Here is a 15,770-nt window from a genome sequence, read left to right as displayed (position 1 = left end):
GCGCCCAACGACGCAAGCGGGCGCAAAGCCCCCGCAAGCAAGCAATCCGCCGCAAGCGGTAGCGAAGCCCGGCAAGCGATTAAGAGCCGCAAGCGGCGCAAGCCCGCGCAGCGCGCAGGGTGCTCCCGAGAGCATCCTGCAAATGGTTCGGTTTTAAAAAATGGGTGGAGCAAAGAAAAGCGGTTTGCCGGACGGAGAGCGCAAGCGATCGCCTTTGAACTTGAAAAACCTCCGATTAGGATTGTTCCGGTTTCTCAAGTTCAACAGCTGAAAGTTTTCGTAAGAAAACTCGCTTCGGAAGCGTATGCTTGAGACCGGCAAATCCGCGTTTTGCGGAACGTTCCCATTTTGCTATCAGAAAATTTCCAGGAGGCGACCCCCCTAATGAAGGCTAAAGTCTACGTCACGATCAAAGAAAACGTGCTCGATCCGCAAGGCAGCGCCGTGCAAGGCGCCCTGCACACGATGGGCTTCGAGGAAGTCGGCAAAGTCCGCATCGGCAAATTTTTGGAGCTGGACCTGGACACGTCCGACCGCGCGGAAGCGGAAGCGCGTTTGACCGCGATGTGCGAGAAGCTGCTCGCGAACACGGTCGTCGAAGATTTCCGCTTTGAATTGGAGGGGTAACGATGAAATTCGCGGTACTCGTATTTCCGGGCTCCAACTGCGACATCGACTGCTTCAAGGCGGTCGAGGACACGATCGGCCAAGAGGTCGACTACGTATGGCATACGGCGACGGACCTGTCCGGCTATGACGCGATTCTCGTGCCCGGCGGCTTCTCGTACGGCGACTACCTGCGCTGCGGCGCGATCGCGCAATTCGCCCCGGTCATGAACGAAGTGGTGAAGGCGGCGGAGGCCGGCAAGTTCGTCCTCGGCATCTGCAACGGGTTCCAAATCCTGACGGAAGCGGGGCTGCTCCCGGGCGCGCTGCTGCGCAACACGGGCATGAAGTTCATTTGCCGCCAGACGCCGCTCGAAGTCGTGAACAACGCGACGGCGTTCACGAACCAATACGCGCAGGGCGAAGTCATCAACATCCCGATCGCGCACGGCGAAGGCAACTACTATTGCGACGACGAGACGCTCGCGCGGCTCGAAGCGAACAACCAAATCGTCTTCCGCTATGCGGGCGACGAGCATAACCCGAACGGCTCGCTCCGCAACATCGCCGGCGTCAGCAACGAGCGCGGCAACGTGGTCGGCATGATGCCGCATCCGGAGCGCGCGGTGAACCAGCTGCTCGGCTCGGAAGACGGCAAACGGATGTTTACATCGATTTTGAACGCATGGAGGGAACAGCATGGCGCAGCAGTTAACGGCTAAGGAGCCGACGGCGGAACAAATCGCGGATCAGCGCATTTACACGCAATTCGGCGTGACGGATCACGAATACGAGCTCATTTGCGGCTTCCTCGGGCGCAAGCCGAACTACACCGAGATCGGCGTGTTCAGCGTCATGTGGTCGGAGCACTGCTCCTATAAGAATTCCAAGAAGATCCTGAAGAAGTTCCCGATCACGGGACCGAAGGTGCTCATGGGGCCGGGCGAAGGCGCGGGCATCGTGGACATCGGGGACAACCAGGCGGTCGTGTTCAAAATCGAATCGCATAACCATCCGTCCGCGGTCGAGCCGTACCAAGGCGCGGCGACGGGCGTCGGCGGCATCATCCGCGACATTTTCTCGATGGGCGCGCGGCCGGTCGCGCTGCTGAACAGCCTCCGCTTCGGCAACCTGGAGAACGCGCGCGTCAAATATTTGTTCGAGCACGTCGTCGGCGGCATCGCCGGCTACGGCAACTGCATCGGCATTCCGACGGTAGCGGGCGAAGTCATGTTCGACGAGAGCTACGAGGGCAACCCGCTCGTCAACGCGATGTGCGTCGGCCTCATCGATCACGATAAAATCCAGCGCGGCGTCGCCAAGGGCGTCGGCAACCCGGTCTTCTACGTCGGGCCGGCCACGGGCCGCGACGGCATCCACGGCGCGACGTTCGCGTCCGTCGAGCTGTCCGAGGAATCCGAAGAGAAGCGCACCGCCGTCCAAGTCGGCGATCCGTTCATGGAGAAGCTCGTCATGGAAGCGACGCTCGAGCTGATCAACGCCGGCATCGTCGTCGGCATCCAGGACATGGGCGCGGCGGGCCTCACGTGCTCCAGCGCGGAGATGGCGTCCAAGGCGGGCAACGGCCTCGAGCTGTACCTCGACGAGGTGCCGCAGCGCGAGGAAGGCATGACGCCGTACGAAATGATGCTGTCCGAGTCGCAGGAACGGATGCTGTTCGTCGTCGAGCCGCAGCACGAAGCGCAGGCGCAGGAGATTTTCGACCGGTGGGGCATCATCTGCGTGAAGGTCGGCAAAGTCACGGACGACGGCCGTCTCCGCCTGTTCCACCAAGGCGAGGAAGTGGCGAACATGCCGGTCACGGCGCTCGTCGACGAGTGCCCGATGTACGACAAGCCGTCCAAGGAGCCGGCTTATTATGCGGCAAACGCGGCGATCGATACGGCGGCGTATCCGGAAGTGACCGACCTGACCGGCGCGCTCGAGAAGGTGCTCGCCTCCCCGACGGTCGCCAGCAAAGAATGGGTATATAACCAATATGACTATATGGTCCGCACGAGCACGGCGGTGCAGCCGGGCTCCGACGCGGCGGTCGTCACGATCCGCGGCACGCGCAAGGCGCTCGCGATGACGACGGACTGCAACGGACGCTACGTGTACCTCGATCCGGAGGTCGGCGGCCAAATCGCCGTCGCGGAAGCGGCGCGCAACATCGTCTGCTCCGGCGCGGAGCCGCTCGCGATCACGGACAACCTGAACTTCGGCAGCCCGGAGAAGCCGGACGTGTTCTGGCAGCTCGAGAAAGCCGCGGACGGCATTTCCGAAGCGTGCCGCGTGCTGGACACGCCGGTCATCGGCGGCAACGTTAGCTTGTACAACGAGAACGCGAAGGGCGCGATCTACCCGACGCCGGTCATCGGCATGGTCGGGCTCGTGCAGGACGTCGACCACATCACGACGCAGGGCTTCAAGGCCGAAGGCGACGTCATCATCCTCGCGGGCGAGACGAAGCACGAACTCGGCGGCAGCGAGCTGCAGTACGTGCTGAACGGCAAGAGCGAAGGCCGTCCGCCGCAGATCGACCTCGCGGTCGAGAAGAAGCTGCAGCAGGGCGTGCTCGGCGCGATCAAGCAAGGCCTCGTCGCTTCGGCGCACGACTTGTCCGAGGGCGGCCTGGCCGTCGCGCTCGCGGAATCCGCGATCAGCGGCAAGCTCGGCGCCGAGGTCAACGTCGCGACCGGGCTGCGCGCCGACGCCGCGCTGTTCAGCGAATCCCAATCCCGCATCCTGCTTTCGGCGAAAGCGGACCAAGCGGACAAGCTTGCGAACTATTTGACGGAGCACGGCGTTCCGAATGCGGTCATCGGCGCCGTACGCAGCAACGGACTGGTCATCAACATCAACGGCAAACCGGGCGTCAACGCCTCGGTTGAGCAACTGGAGAAGGTCTGGAAGGATGCGATTCCATGTCTGATGAAATAAAACGGCTGCCGAAGCTGTGGACGGGCGATCATTATAACGAAGGCATCGGCCGCGACGATATTTTCGATAAATTGCGCGAGGAGTGCGGGGTGTTCGGCGTGTTCGGCGTGCCGGACGCTTGCTCGCTCGGCTACTACGGCCTCCACGCCCTGCAGCACCGGGGCGAGGAGAGCGCGGGGCTGGCCGCGGTGGAATCGGCCACCGGGCATTTCTCGTATCACCGCGGCATGGGGCTCGTCAAGGAAGTCTTCGATCAGTCGAAGCTGGAAGCCCTCCCGGGCGACCGCGTCATCGGCCACGTCCGCTATTCGACGGCGGGCGAGAGCAAGCTGGCGAACGCGCAGCCGCTGATCTTCAAGTACCGCGACGGCGACCTCGCCGTGGCCACGAACGGCAACATCGTGAACGCGCCGTCCATCCGCAAGGAGCTCGAGAGCCAAGGGTCGATCTTCCAGACGACGAGCGACACCGAGGTCATCGCGCACTTGATCGCGCGGTCGAGCAAGGATTTCGTCGGCGCGGCGAAGGACGCGCTGCAGCGGATCATCGGCGGCTTCGCGTTCCTGATCATGACGAACGACAAGCTGCTCGTCGCCTCCGATGCGCACGGCCTGCGCCCGCTCGTCATGGGTCGGCTGGGCGACGGCTACGTGTTCGCGTCGGAGACGTGCGCGCTCGAGACCGTCGGCGCCGAGTACGAACGCGACGTCCAGCCGGGCGAGCTGCTCGTGCTGGACCGCGGCGGCCTGCGCGTCGACCGCTTCGAGCGGCTCGAGCGCCGCGCGACGTGCGCGATGGAGTACATCTATTTCGCCCGTCCGGACAGCGACATCAACGGCATCAACCTGCATTCCGCCCGCAAACGGATGGGCCGCCAGCTGGCGCTGGAATCGTTCATCGACGCGGACATCGTGACCGGCGTGCCGGATTCCAGCATCTCCGCGGCGATCGGCTACGCCGAGCAGACGGGCATTCCGTACGAGCTCGGGCTGATCAAGAACAAGTACACGGGCCGGACGTTCATCCAGCCTTCGCAGGAGCTGCGCGAGAAGGGCGTGAAGATGAAGCTGTCCGCCGTCCGCAAGGTCGTGGAAGGCAAACGGGTCGTCATGATCGACGACTCCATCGTGCGCGGCACGACGTCCCTGCGGATCGTCAACATGCTCCGCGAGGCGGGCGCGACCGAGGTGCACGTGTGCATCACGTCGCCGCCGTTCAAGAACCCGTGCTACTACGGCATCGACACGCCGGACCGCAAGGAGCTCATCGCGTCGCAGAAGACGGTGGAAGAGATCCGGCAGGCAATCAACGCGGACTCGCTTTATTTCCTGAGCAATGAAGGGTTCGTCGAGGCGGTCGGCGGCAACGACGGCGAGTACAACCGGGGCATGTGCATGGCTTGCTTCGATAACGATTATCCGACGCCGGTCGATCCGACGTCGGAAAAGAGTTGCAGCTGCTAGCAGTCGTTATAACGGTGGGGCTGCCGCCTGCGGTCAACACGGGTCTCCGATCGCTGTTGTAGATGGATTTCTTAATTTTCAACCTTAACGGTTGAAATCCATCTACAAAGGCGACCGCTGACGCTTCTCCGACTCCATGTTGACCTCCGGCCGGAGCTTCACCTTTTCCCTTTTAAAGCGAAGTAGCTAACGCGTTAGGGCGCGCTTTCGCTAGAATTACTAACCCATTTCTACCCCGAAATACCGGGGCGGGACGGTCCCGCAAAATTGACGAAGGAGCTGACTTAAGGCGTGGCAGAAGCGTATAAACAAGCCGGCGTCGACATCGCGGCAGGCAACGAAGCGGTCGAACGGATGAAGAAGCACGTGAAGAAAACGTTCCGCCCGGAAGTGCTGACGGATCTCGGCGGGTTCGGCGCGTTGTTCGGCCTGAACAAGGACAAGTACGAGGAGCCGGTGCTCGTGTCCGGCACGGACGGCGTGGGCACGAAGCTGAAGGTCGCGTTCGCGATGGACAAGCATGACACGATCGGCATCGACGCGGTCGCCATGTGCGTGAACGACATCGTCGTGCAAGGCGCGGAGCCGCTCTTCTTCCTCGACTACCTCGCGTGCGGCAAGGTCGAGCCGGCGAAGATCGAAGCGATCGTCAAGGGCATCTCCGATGGCTGCGTGCAGTCCGGCTGCGCCCTGATCGGCGGCGAGACGGCCGAAATGCCGGGCATGTACCAGGGCGACGAATACGACATCGCGGGCTTCACGGTCGGCATCGTGGACAAGAAGAAAATCATCGACGGCAAGGCGATCCGGCCGGGCGACGCGGTGCTCGGCCTCGCTTCGAGCGGCATCCACAGCAACGGCTACTCGCTCGTTCGCCGCCTCCTGGTCGACGGCTCCGGCTACGGCCTGAACGACAAGCTGCCGGAGCTCGGCGGCGAGAAGACGCTGGGCGAGATCATCCTCGAACCGACGCGCATCTACGTGAAATCGGTGCTGGAGCTGATCAACCGCGTCACGGTGAAGGGCATGGCCCACATTACGGGCGGCGGCTTCATCGAGAACATTCCGCGCGTCCTGCCGGACGGCGTGAACGTGGACATCGCGCCGGGTTCCTGGCCGATTCACCCGGTGTTCAAACTGATGCAGGCCAAAGGCGGCATTACGGACCGCGACATGTTCACGACGTTCAACATGGGCGTCGGCATGGTCGTCGTGGTCGGCGCCGAGCAAGCCGAGGACGCGCTGCGCGCCGCGAAGGAGCTGGGCGAGGATGCGTACATCATCGGCCAAGTGACTTCGGGCAGCAAGATCGTGACGTTCGGAGGAGCCGAGCTGTAATGACGGCCGGAATGCGCGTCGCCGTCTTCGCCTCGGGCAGCGGGAGCAATTTTCAAGCGCTTGCCGAGGCGGCCCAAGACGGGACGTTCCCCGCGGACATCGCGCTGCTGGTTTGCGACAAGCCGGCGGCGCAGGTCGTGCGGCGCGCGGAAGCGCTGGGCGTGCCGACTTATCTTTTCGACCCGAAGGCGTACGCTTCCCGCGAAGCGTGCGAAGAAGAGATGGTCGGCCTCCTTCGGCGGGAGGGCATCGAGCTGATCGTGCTCGCCGGGTACATGCGGCTCATCACGGACGTGCTCCTGAAGCCGTACGACGGGCGGATGATCAACGTGCATCCTTCGCTGCTGCCCGCGTTTCCGGGCGTGCGGGCCATCCGTCAGGCGCTGGACTACGGCGTCAAGCTGACGGGGGTGACGGTGCACTTCGTGGACGGCGGCATGGACACGGGACCGATTCTTATGCAGCGGGCGGTCGAGGTGGCGGACGACGATACGGAAGAGACGCTGGCCGCGCGGATTCACGCGGTCGAGCACGAGCTGCTGACGCTCGCGGTACGCCGCATCGCCGAAGGACGCGTGACGTTGGACGGACGCAAGGGGACGGTACGGCGCGGGTAGCGCGCACGATGACGGGATACGAGAAAGGACGACGAACGATATGATGAGCGATGTAAACGAAATTGCTTTGCGATACGGCATGAACCCCCACCAGAAGGACGCGAAGATCTATGCCGCGGACGGCCAGGCGCTTCCGCTGACCGTCGTGAACGGCGACCCCGGCTTCATCAATCTGCTCGACGCGCTGAACGCGTACCAGCTCGTGCGCGAGCTGCGCCAGGCGACCGGCTTGCCCGCGGCGGCTTCGTTCAAGCACGTGAGCCCGGCCGGCGTGGCGGTGTACGCGCCGATGAAGCCGGAATTGGCGAAGGCGTACTTCGTCGACGGCATGGAGCTGTCGGAGCTGGCGACCGCTTACGCGCGCGCCCGCGGCGCCGACCGTATGTCCTCGTTCGGCGACGCGGCCGCGCTGAGCGACGTGGTGGACGCCTCCACGGCGCTGCTGCTGAAGCGCGAAGTGTCCGATCTCGTCGTGGCGCCCGGCTATACGCCGGAAGCGCTCGACATCCTGAAGCAGAAGAAGGGCGGCAAGTACCTGATTCTGCAGATCGATCCGGACTACGTGCCGGACCCGGTCGAGACGCGCACGCTGTTCGGCATGAAGCTGCAGCAGGAGCGCAACAACGCCGTGCCGGACGCGTCGGTGTTCGACAAAGTCGTTACGGCGAACAAAGAGCTGCCCGACCACGCGAAGCGCGACCTGCTCGTCGCGCTCATCACGCTCAAGTACACGCAATCCAACTCCATCTGCTATGCGCTGGACGGCCAGACGATCGGCATCGGCGCCGGCCAGCAGTCGCGCATTCACTGCACGCGCCTCGCGGGCGACAAGGCGGACCGCTGGTACCTCCGGCAGCATCCGGCCGCGCTGAACATGAAGTTCCGCGAAGGCTTGGCGCGCGCGGAGCAGAACAACGCGATCGACCTGTGGCTGGAAGACGAAGTCACGCCGGTCGAACAAGCGGCATGGGAGCGCTGCTTCGAGGAAGTGCCGGCGCGCCTGACGCGCGAACAGAAGCGCGAATGGCTGAACGGCCTGCAGGGCGTATCGTACGGCTCCGACGCCTTCCTGCCGTTCCGCGACAACCTCGACCGCGCCAGCCGCAGCGGCGTGAAATACGTCATTCAAGCGGGCAGCTCGATGCGCGACGAAGAAGTCGTGCAGGCGGCGAACGATTACGGCATGGTCATGGTCTATTCGGGCGTACGCCTGTTTCATCACTGAATTAACGCTTTCGAAGTCGTTTTGTATAGTCGCCGGCATGCCGGCTTCAGGCTTCGCGCAAAACTTCAACCTAGGAGGCGACCAGGGTGCCCACGAACACAACGACGAAATGGAAGGCGCTGGCGGATGCGACCGTCCGGCGTTTGCAAGCGAACAGCTATCCGGGCCGCGGCATCGTCATCGGCTTGACGCCGGACGCGACGCGCTACGTGCAGGTGTATTGGATCATGGGACGCAGCGAGAACAGCCGCAACCGCGTCTTCATTCCGGAAGCGAACGGCTTCCTGCGCACGGAAGCGCGCGATCCGGCGAAGCTGACCGACCCGTCGCTCATCATTTATTATCCGCTTCGCCACGAGGGCGGCGCGCATATCGTGACGAACGGCGACCAGACCGACACGATCTGGGACGCGATCCAGGAAGGCGGCACGTTCGAGCAGGCGCTCGCGAAGCGGACGTACGAGCCGGATCCGCCGAATTTCACGCCGCGCATCTCGGGCATCGTCGATCTGAACGACGCCCAGAACGCGTACAAGCTGTCGATTCTGAAGTCGAACGAGAACGACGAGTCGCAGACGAAACGGCAGTATTTCCACTATGAGCAGGCGATCGCGGGCTACGGCCACTTCATCTCCACGTACGTGGGCGACGGCAATCCGCTGCCGTCGTTCGCCGGCGAGCCGCAGGTGGCGCCGTTGTTCGACGACGAGGAAGAGACAGCGCGCTTCTATTGGAACCTGCTGAACGACGACAACAAAATCTCCCTGCTCGTCAAGACGATCCGGATCGCGGACGGCGAGACGAAGCTGACGGTCGTGAACCGGCCGGCCGAAGGAGGCGCGTAACCGATGCGGATCATGGTCATCGGCGGCGGCGGGCGCGAGCATGCCATCGTCTGGGCGCTGAGCAAGAGCGACAAGGTCCACAAAATCTACTGCGCGCCGGGCAACGCGGGCATCGCGGAGCTGGCGGAATGCGTGCCGATCCCGGTCAACCGGTTCGCCGATCTCATTCAATTCGCCTGCGACAACGAAGTGGATCTCGTCGTGGTCGGGCCGGACGACCCGCTGGCGGACGGCATCGTCGACGCGTTCGAGGAGCGCGACATTCCGGTCTACGGCCCGCGCAAGAACGCGGCGGAAATCGAAGGCAGCAAGATTTTCATGAAAAACCTGCTGAAGAAGTACGACATCCCGACGGCCAAGTACGAGACGTTCACGGATTACGAGTCCGCGCTCGCGTATCTGCGGGAGCAGCAGGCGCCGATCGTCGTCAAGGCGGACGGCCTCGCGGCGGGCAAAGGCGTGACGGTCGCCTATTCCATGGAGGAAGCGGAAGCGGCGCTGCAGGGCATGATGGTCGACAAGGTGTTCGGCGAATCCGGCGGCCGCGTCGTCATCGAGGAATTCCTCGAGGGGCAGGAAATGTCCATCCTGGCGTTCGTGGACGGCGCGACGGTGCGCGCGATGGTGCCGGCGCAGGACCATAAGCCGGTGTACGACAACGACAAAGGGCCGAATACCGGCGGCATGGGCACGTATTCCCCGCTGCCGCATATCGACCCGGCGCTGGTCGAAGACGCGATCGCGAACATCATCAAGCCGACGGCGAAGGCGATGGTCAGCGAAGGCCGCCCGTTCCGCGGCGTGCTGTTCGCGGGGCTCATGATCACGAAGCAGGGCGTGAAGACGATCGAGTTCAACGCGCGCATGGGCGATCCCGAGACGCAGGTCGTGCTGCCGCGCCTCAAGACCGATCTGGTAGACATCATCCTCGCGTCGCTGAACGGCCGCCTGGATCAGCTCGACATCGAATGGAGCGACGAGGCCGCGGTCTGCGTCATCGCTGCGTCCGAAGGCTACCCGGGTCCGTATCCGAAAGGGCTGCCGATCGCGGGGCTGGACGCCGCCAAGGCGCAAGGCGCGCTCGTCTTCCACGCCGGCACGGCGCTGAAGGACGGCGCGATCGTCACGAACGGCGGCCGCGTGCTCGGCATCGTCGGCCGCGGCCGCGACATCGCGGAGGCGCGCGCCCGCGCGTACGAAGCGGTATCGGTCATCTCCTTCGACGGCATGCACAGCCGCACCGACATCGCGGCGAAGGCGCTTCGCGGGTAGAGCAAGCGGAAGCCTCGCGCCGCGAGGGCGGCGCCAGCCATCATCCTAGCATCGAAAAAGCCTGTCGAGCCCGGCTCGGCAGGCTTTTTCGCGCTTTCTGCGCATGCCGCGAGCGGAGCGGCGGCCAAGGCAAAGAACGACGCCGAACAAGCCGGCGGCGGCCGAAGCGGTCTCGCGGGCGGCCCGTTCCGCCAGCGGCATCGCTCGGTCTCGCGATCGGCCCGTTCCGCCAGCAGCATCGCTCGGTCTCGCGATCGGCCCGTTCCGCCAGCCGCATCGCCCGGCGTCCCGGCCCGTGCCGGCAAAGGGCCGACGGAAGGAATTTCCGGGTTCGCCGCGAATGTATTGATTACAACAAGAATGCGCTTTCATTTTTGTGTCTAAGAGAATTATTTAAACTTATGGCGACGAGGGGAGGGCGATGCGAGGAATCGGGTTTCCGCAAGGACGGCGTACCGGTCAAGCCGCAGCTTGCAATCACGTCAGGATTAACAGCGCAATTACCAATGGATGAGGAGTTGACTCTGTAAACCATGCAACTGCCTGTTCTTCATTTATGCGGAGACTTCGTGGTCAGACGGAATTGGAAGCTGGATTCGCGGGTGTTGGAGGAGCACGAGCTGGTCTATTTCCCGATCGGAACGGGAGCCGTCTACCAGATCGGCGATCGGACGCTGACGATCGACCGGCCCTGCTGGATCATGACGCGCGCGGGCTGCGCGCACCGCTGGCGGTTCAGCGAATCGTCCGCCACGCGCCATTTGTTTCTCCACTTCAGCGCCGACGACGGCCAGTTCCCGCATTTGCTGCGGGAGAACGGCCCGGACCTTCTGCCGGCGCCCGAAAGCAGCTTTCACGCGTCGCTCATCAGTTATCTGCTGGAAGTGACGTACCTCGAGAAGAACGGCCGGCGCAGCGGCATGCTGCTGGCGTCGCTGCTGAACGAGCTCGACCACCTGGCCGCCCGGAGGAACGCGCCGCCGGACGAACCGGTTCCCCAAGCGGCGGGGTCGCCGTACTCCCTCGTCGTCGGCAAAGCCATCCACTACATCAAGCGCCATCTGGCCCAGCCGATCACCGCCCAGGCGATCGCGGAGCACTGCCGCATCTCCCACGAGCACCTCTCCCGGCTGTTCGTGCGCGAGGTCGGGATTCCGCCGCGCCAAATGATCATCCAGCTGAGGCTGGAGCGGGCCGCGCACCAGCTGCGCCACAGCACGCTCAGCATCAACGAGATCGCGGCGCGGTGCGGATTTTCCGAGAACCATTACTTCTCCCGGACGTTCGCCTCCCATTTCGGCTTGTCCGCCTCCGCCTACCGCGCCAAATACGCGGTGCGGGACGGCCAGCACGTCGACTGCGACGAAACGATCGAAGAGAAGTACCCCATCAACGCCTACATTCGCCTTACCCCTTGATCCCCGTCATCGTAATGCCTTCGATGATATAGCGCTGCAGCAGGAGATAGACGAGCAGCACCGGGACGACCGCGATGGCGGACCCGGACATCATGAGCGTCCAGTCGGTTACATACAGCCCCTTGAACGTGCTCAGCATGAGCGGCACGGTGAAATGATCGGTCGTGCTGAGGAAAATGACGGGTCGGAAGAAATTGTTCCACGTCCCGAGGAACGCGATGATCGCGAGCGCGGCGAGCGCCGGCTTGATGAGCGGCACCATGATCCGCCAATAGATCGTCCACATGTTCGCGCCGTCCACGTACGCCGATTCGGACAAGTCCCGCGGGATGCCGAGGAAGAATTGGCGCAGCAGGAACACGCCGAAGGCGCTGAACAGCATGTCCGGCACGATCAGCGACAGATGCGTGTCGAGCCAGCCGAAGTTCTTGAGGATGACGTACAGCGGCACGATCGTCACCTGCTCCGGCACCATCAGCATGGAGAGGAACAGGATGAAGAGCGTGTCGCGGAACGGAAAAGTAATCTTGGCGAACGCGTACGCCGCCATGGAGCAGGTCAGCAGCTGGCCGAGCACGATGCAAATCGAGATGTACGCGCTGTTGAAGTACGCCTTGTCGAACGGCATCGCCGTCAAGGAACGGTGGATGTTCGACCAAACCCACGGATTGGGGAGCAGCGTCGGCGGGATGATGAAGATTTGCGACAAGTCCTTCAGCCCGCTGGAGATCATCCACCAGAACGGCGCGATCATGAGCACCGACGCGGCCAGCAGGACGAGATGGAGCAGAATGGCGGAGACGTTGATTTTGCGGTACGCGGCTTTAGGCTTGACCGTGTGCAGCGGCCGCAGCGATTCCGGTTTCACCGTGTTCATGGCGATGCCCTCCTATTCGGCGTAATGGACCCATTTGCGGGACAGGCGCGTTTGCAGGATGGTCAGGACGAGGATGACGACGAACAGGACGACCGCGGCGGCGGAGCTTCGGCCGAACTGGAAGTTCTTGAACGCGAGCTCGTACAGGTGGTAGACCATCGTGTAGCTGGCTTTCGCCGGCCCGCCGCTCGTCATGACGAAGGCGGTGTCGAACACCTTGAAGGAGTCGATGACGGCGATGATCGTGACGAACAGCGTCGTCGGGGAGAGGAGCGGCAGCGTGATGCGCCAGAATTGCTGGTTCTTCGTCGCGCCGTCGATCATGGACGCTTCGTAGTAGTCTTTCGAGATGCCCTGCAGGCCGGCCAGGAACAGCACCATGTTGAAGCCGAGGCCTTTCCAGATGCTCACGATCGCGAGGGACGGCAGCACGAGGCGCAGATCCGTCAGCCACTGCGGCCCTTTGACGCCGAAGAGCTGCTTCAGCAGCACGTTGACCAGGCCGAAATCGCCGTTCAGGAGCCACATCCAGACGATCGCGACGGCGACGGAGCTCGTGACGACGGGCATGAAGAAGAACAGCCGGTACATGATGCGCAGCCGGACGTTGTTCAGGGCCACGGCGACGAGGAGCGCGAGGAAGATGCCGGCGGGCACCGTGAGCACCGAATAATACAGCGTGTTCGTCATCGCTTTCTGGAAGTCCGGGTTCCGGAACGCGTAGGTGAAATTCTCGAGGCCGAGGAATTTCGGCGTGCTGAAGCCGTCCCAATCCAGGGAGCTGATCACGAAGGTGCTGATGAGCGGAATGAGCGAGAACACGAGGAGCCCGATCAGCTGCGGGGCGATGAACGCAAAGCCCCATATCGCGTTGGCACGTTTAGGATTCATGGTAGTCCTCCCGTATCAGAATGGTCGGACAGGCGAAAGGGGCGGAAGCGAGTTCCTCCCCTTCGGCTGCCCGTATATCGGCCGGCGGCGCTTAGTTGGCGCTCGCCTCGGCGATCTTCTTGTTCACGCCCTCGGCTATTTTCTTCAGCGTGGTCGCGGCGTCCTGCTTGCCCAGCAGCATGAGGTCGTAGTTGTCCTTGACGACGTCCGACGCGCCCGGCACCGCGGATTCCGACGGCCACAGCGCGTAGCCGATTTCGCGGGCGTCGAGGAAGTACTGCGCGTGCGCCGGCTGCGCCTTGTCGTCGAGCACGAGATCGTCGACGCCGGATACCGATGGCACCGCGTTGCCGCCCTTCAGGCGGAACTGCTGGCCTTCCTTCGAGACGAAGTACGAGAGGAAGTCGTACGTTTCTTTCGGATGCGCCGTTTTCTTGTTCATGACCATGTAAGCGGTCGGGATGCCGGCCGGCTCCATTTTGTTGCCCGTGTTCGTCGGCAGCGGCACGATGTCGTACTGCAGCGCCGTGTTGGCGTTATATTGCGGCACCCACCAGCGGCCGGCGATGCCGAAGCCGACTTGGTTGGACATGAACATCGCGTCGGCGCCTTGGCCTTTCGGGAGCGAGCCGGAGAAGACGAAATTCTTGTTCTTCACGTTGTCGGCGAGGAATTGGAACGCTTCGACCGTCTTCGGATCGGTGTCGCCGATGAATTTGCCGCCCTGCTCCTTGTCGTAGATCTTGCCGCCGTTCGTCGTGGCCCACGAGTAGATCGGCGCGGACCAGTCCTCGAGCACGAGGCCGTACTTGCCCGCGGCCTGCAGCTTGGACGTCAGATCGGTCAGCTTCTGCCAGTTCCATTCGCCGGATTCGTACAATTGCTGCGGATCGTCGGCAATGCCGGCGTCCTGCAGCACTTTTTTGTTGTAGTACATGACGAGCGGGTTGCAGTCGACGGTGACGCCGAAGATTTTATCGTCGCGCTTCGCGCCGCCCCAGAGGCCGTCGGCGAAATCCGACGCCTTGATCGGGCTGCTCGGGCTGTCGATGAGGGAGGTCAATTCGGAGATGGAGCCGTTCGCGATCAGCTTGACGACCGTGGCGTCGCCGGCGTAGAACGCGTCCGGGGCCGTGCCGCCCTGCAGCTGCGTGATGATCTTCTCTTCATAGCCGTCGTTCGGAACGGCGACCAGCTCCCATTTGACGTTCTTATGGTCTTTGTTGTACTGGTCGGTCAATTCGTAGAACCGCTTGAGCTCGCCCGGGTTGCCCCAGGTGCTCCATTTCAGGTGAAGGACTTCCCCGTTCGACCCGCCGTTCGAGCCCGAGCCGGAACTGCACCCGCTGACGATCAACGAGACCAACGCCACCGATCCTGCCGTAAGCTGCCATGTTTTCTTCATAGACTTGCTACCCCCTCCAGGTTTAGAAAGATCGTGCAAAAGCGGCGAAATCCAGCGGAAAATCCCATTCGTAAGCCGATTATAAGGCGCTATGAGAGCGGTTTCAATGTGCGGAATCCGAAGAAGAAATGGACTTTTGTGATCTGTGCGGCCGCGAGCGGTTAATAAGGGAGATGCGGATGCCGGTATTTTCCGGGCCGGTGTTACTTCTTTGTAACGACTCGGGGTTTCGGTTCCGGTACGATGGGAAGAAGATCGAATCATAGGGGAGTGCAGCATGCGACTGAGGGGAAACGGCCGCGGCGGACGGCGTTTAGCCGTATCGATATTGGCAACGATGATAATAGGAAGCGCGCTCGCGGGATGCAGCCTGCGTCCGGGCGGTCATGCCGCCGGCACGCAGACGGGCGACGCGGGCGGCTGCGCGGACGGCGATGGGCAGAGCCAAGGCAAAGGACAAGGACAAGGTCAAGGGCAAAGCCAAGGTCAAGGACAAGGACAAGGGCAAGGACAAGGCAAAGGACAAGGACAAGGACAAGGACAAGGACAAGGACAAGGCAAAGGCCAAGGACAAGGACAAAGCCAAGGGCAAAGCCAAGGTCAAGGGCAAGGACAAGGACAAGGCGCTGCCGTCCGGACGCAGGTGCCGGTGAAGGGCGCGGACGGCTCGACGGCGTGCCGGGATGTTTTGGGACCGCCGGCGGTTGGAAGCATGGCCGGCGGCCAGGCCGGAGACGGCGTTTCGCCGGGAGCGGGTAGCGCGGCGCAGCCGCCGGACGGCGCCGCGAACGGCGCGAATGCCGGGGGCAGCGGGGACGCGAAGCCGGGAGCCGGGAGCGATGCGAACGCCGGGGGCAGCGGGGACGCGAA

General features: G+C 63.1%; 14 protein-coding genes and 1 pseudogene. 12 read left to right on the top strand and 3 right to left on the bottom strand.

Features of this window, described 5'->3' with window-relative positions; genetic code table 11:
* Positions 1–384 precede the first annotated feature (384 nt).
* The 10 genes from purS (at position 385) to BMZ79_RS09070 (ending at position 11,727) form a co-directional block, all read left to right on the top strand.
* Positions 385–627, top strand: a complete 243-nt coding sequence (gene purS, locus BMZ79_RS09115) for a phosphoribosylformylglycinamidine synthase subunit PurS (protein WP_090638969.1) — start codon at positions 385–387, stop codon at positions 625–627.
* Positions 628–629: 2 nt separating this feature from the next.
* The gene (gene purQ / locus BMZ79_RS09110; protein ID WP_090638967.1) at positions 630–1,328 is read left to right on the top strand and encodes a phosphoribosylformylglycinamidine synthase subunit PurQ; all 699 of its coding nucleotides are present in this window, start codon (positions 630–632) and stop codon (positions 1,326–1,328) included.
* The gene (gene purL / locus BMZ79_RS09105; protein ID WP_090638964.1) at positions 1,306–3,549 is read left to right on the top strand and encodes a phosphoribosylformylglycinamidine synthase subunit PurL; all 2,244 of its coding nucleotides are present in this window, start codon (positions 1,306–1,308) and stop codon (positions 3,547–3,549) included. Before purQ ends, purL begins: the two co-directional genes overlap by 23 nt.
* Positions 3,534–5,012: an amidophosphoribosyltransferase gene (gene purF, locus BMZ79_RS09100; protein WP_090638962.1), complete on the top strand. Its 1,479-nt coding sequence runs from the start codon at positions 3,534–3,536 to the stop codon at positions 5,010–5,012. Before purL ends, purF begins: the two co-directional genes overlap by 16 nt.
* A 291-nt stretch (positions 5,013–5,303) precedes the next feature.
* A complete protein-coding gene (gene purM, locus BMZ79_RS09095) occupies positions 5,304–6,350 on the top strand; it encodes a phosphoribosylformylglycinamidine cyclo-ligase (protein ID WP_090638960.1) in 1,047 nt (348 codons plus the stop codon).
* On the top strand, positions 6,350–6,967 hold the full coding sequence (purN, locus tag BMZ79_RS09090; RefSeq protein ID WP_090638957.1) for a phosphoribosylglycinamide formyltransferase: 618 nt from the start codon (positions 6,350–6,352) through the stop codon (positions 6,965–6,967). Before purM ends, purN begins: the two co-directional genes overlap by 1 nt.
* Before the next feature lie 40 nt (positions 6,968–7,007).
* Positions 7,008–8,192 (top strand): phosphoribosylaminoimidazolecarboxamide formyltransferase, encoded by a 1,185-nt coding sequence (locus BMZ79_RS09085; protein WP_218154675.1) that lies wholly within the window; start codon positions 7,008–7,010, stop codon positions 8,190–8,192.
* 86 nt (positions 8,193–8,278) lie between these two features.
* Entirely contained in the window at positions 8,279–9,037 is a 759-nt protein-coding gene (locus BMZ79_RS09080) for an IMP cyclohydrolase (protein WP_218154674.1), read from the top strand.
* A 3-nt stretch (positions 9,038–9,040) separates the two neighbouring features.
* Positions 9,041–10,309, top strand: coding sequence for a phosphoribosylamine--glycine ligase (purD, locus tag BMZ79_RS09075; protein WP_090638955.1), 1,269 nt, complete (start codon positions 9,041–9,043; stop codon positions 10,307–10,309).
* A gap of 569 nt (positions 10,310–10,878) precedes the next feature.
* The gene (locus BMZ79_RS09070) at positions 10,879–11,727 is read left to right on the top strand and encodes an AraC family transcriptional regulator (protein ID WP_177222068.1); all 849 of its coding nucleotides are present in this window, start codon (positions 10,879–10,881) and stop codon (positions 11,725–11,727) included.
* Here BMZ79_RS09070 and BMZ79_RS09065 read toward each other — a convergent pair.
* From BMZ79_RS09065 to BMZ79_RS09055, 3 genes are all read right to left on the bottom strand, one after another.
* A complete protein-coding gene (locus tag BMZ79_RS09065) occupies positions 11,717–12,604 on the bottom strand; it encodes a carbohydrate ABC transporter permease (RefSeq protein WP_090638951.1) in 888 nt (295 codons plus the stop codon). The genes BMZ79_RS09070 and BMZ79_RS09065 overlap by 11 nt on opposite strands.
* A 12-nt stretch (positions 12,605–12,616) precedes the next feature.
* Complete coding sequence (locus BMZ79_RS09060; RefSeq protein ID WP_090638949.1) at positions 12,617–13,495, bottom strand: carbohydrate ABC transporter permease; 879 nt, start codon at positions 13,493–13,495, stop codon at positions 12,617–12,619.
* A 91-nt stretch (positions 13,496–13,586) separates the two neighbouring features.
* Positions 13,587–14,900 carry an ABC transporter substrate-binding protein gene (locus BMZ79_RS09055; RefSeq protein ID WP_090638947.1) on the bottom strand — a complete coding sequence of 438 codons (1,314 nt, stop codon included), beginning with the start codon at positions 14,898–14,900 and terminating at the stop codon, positions 13,587–13,589.
* Between the two features lie 386 nt (positions 14,901–15,286).
* On the opposite strand from BMZ79_RS09055, the gene BMZ79_RS09050 reads away from it, so the two are divergent.
* Both BMZ79_RS09050 and BMZ79_RS35040 read left to right on the top strand, forming a co-directional pair.
* Entirely contained in the window at positions 15,287–15,553 is a 267-nt protein-coding gene (locus BMZ79_RS09050; protein WP_143088914.1) for a hypothetical protein, read from the top strand.
* Positions 15,550–15,770: pseudogene (locus BMZ79_RS35040) on the top strand (hypothetical protein); the annotation flags it as partial. The gene BMZ79_RS09050 and the pseudogene BMZ79_RS35040, both read left to right, overlap by 4 nt.

Source organism: Paenibacillus sp. UNC496MF (assembly GCF_900113915.1).
Lineage (GTDB): Bacteria > Bacillota > Bacilli > Paenibacillales > Paenibacillaceae > Paenibacillus_Z > Paenibacillus_Z artemisiicola.
Note: the sequence above shows the minus strand (reverse complement) of the source record. Positions and strands in the feature narration are given on the sequence as shown.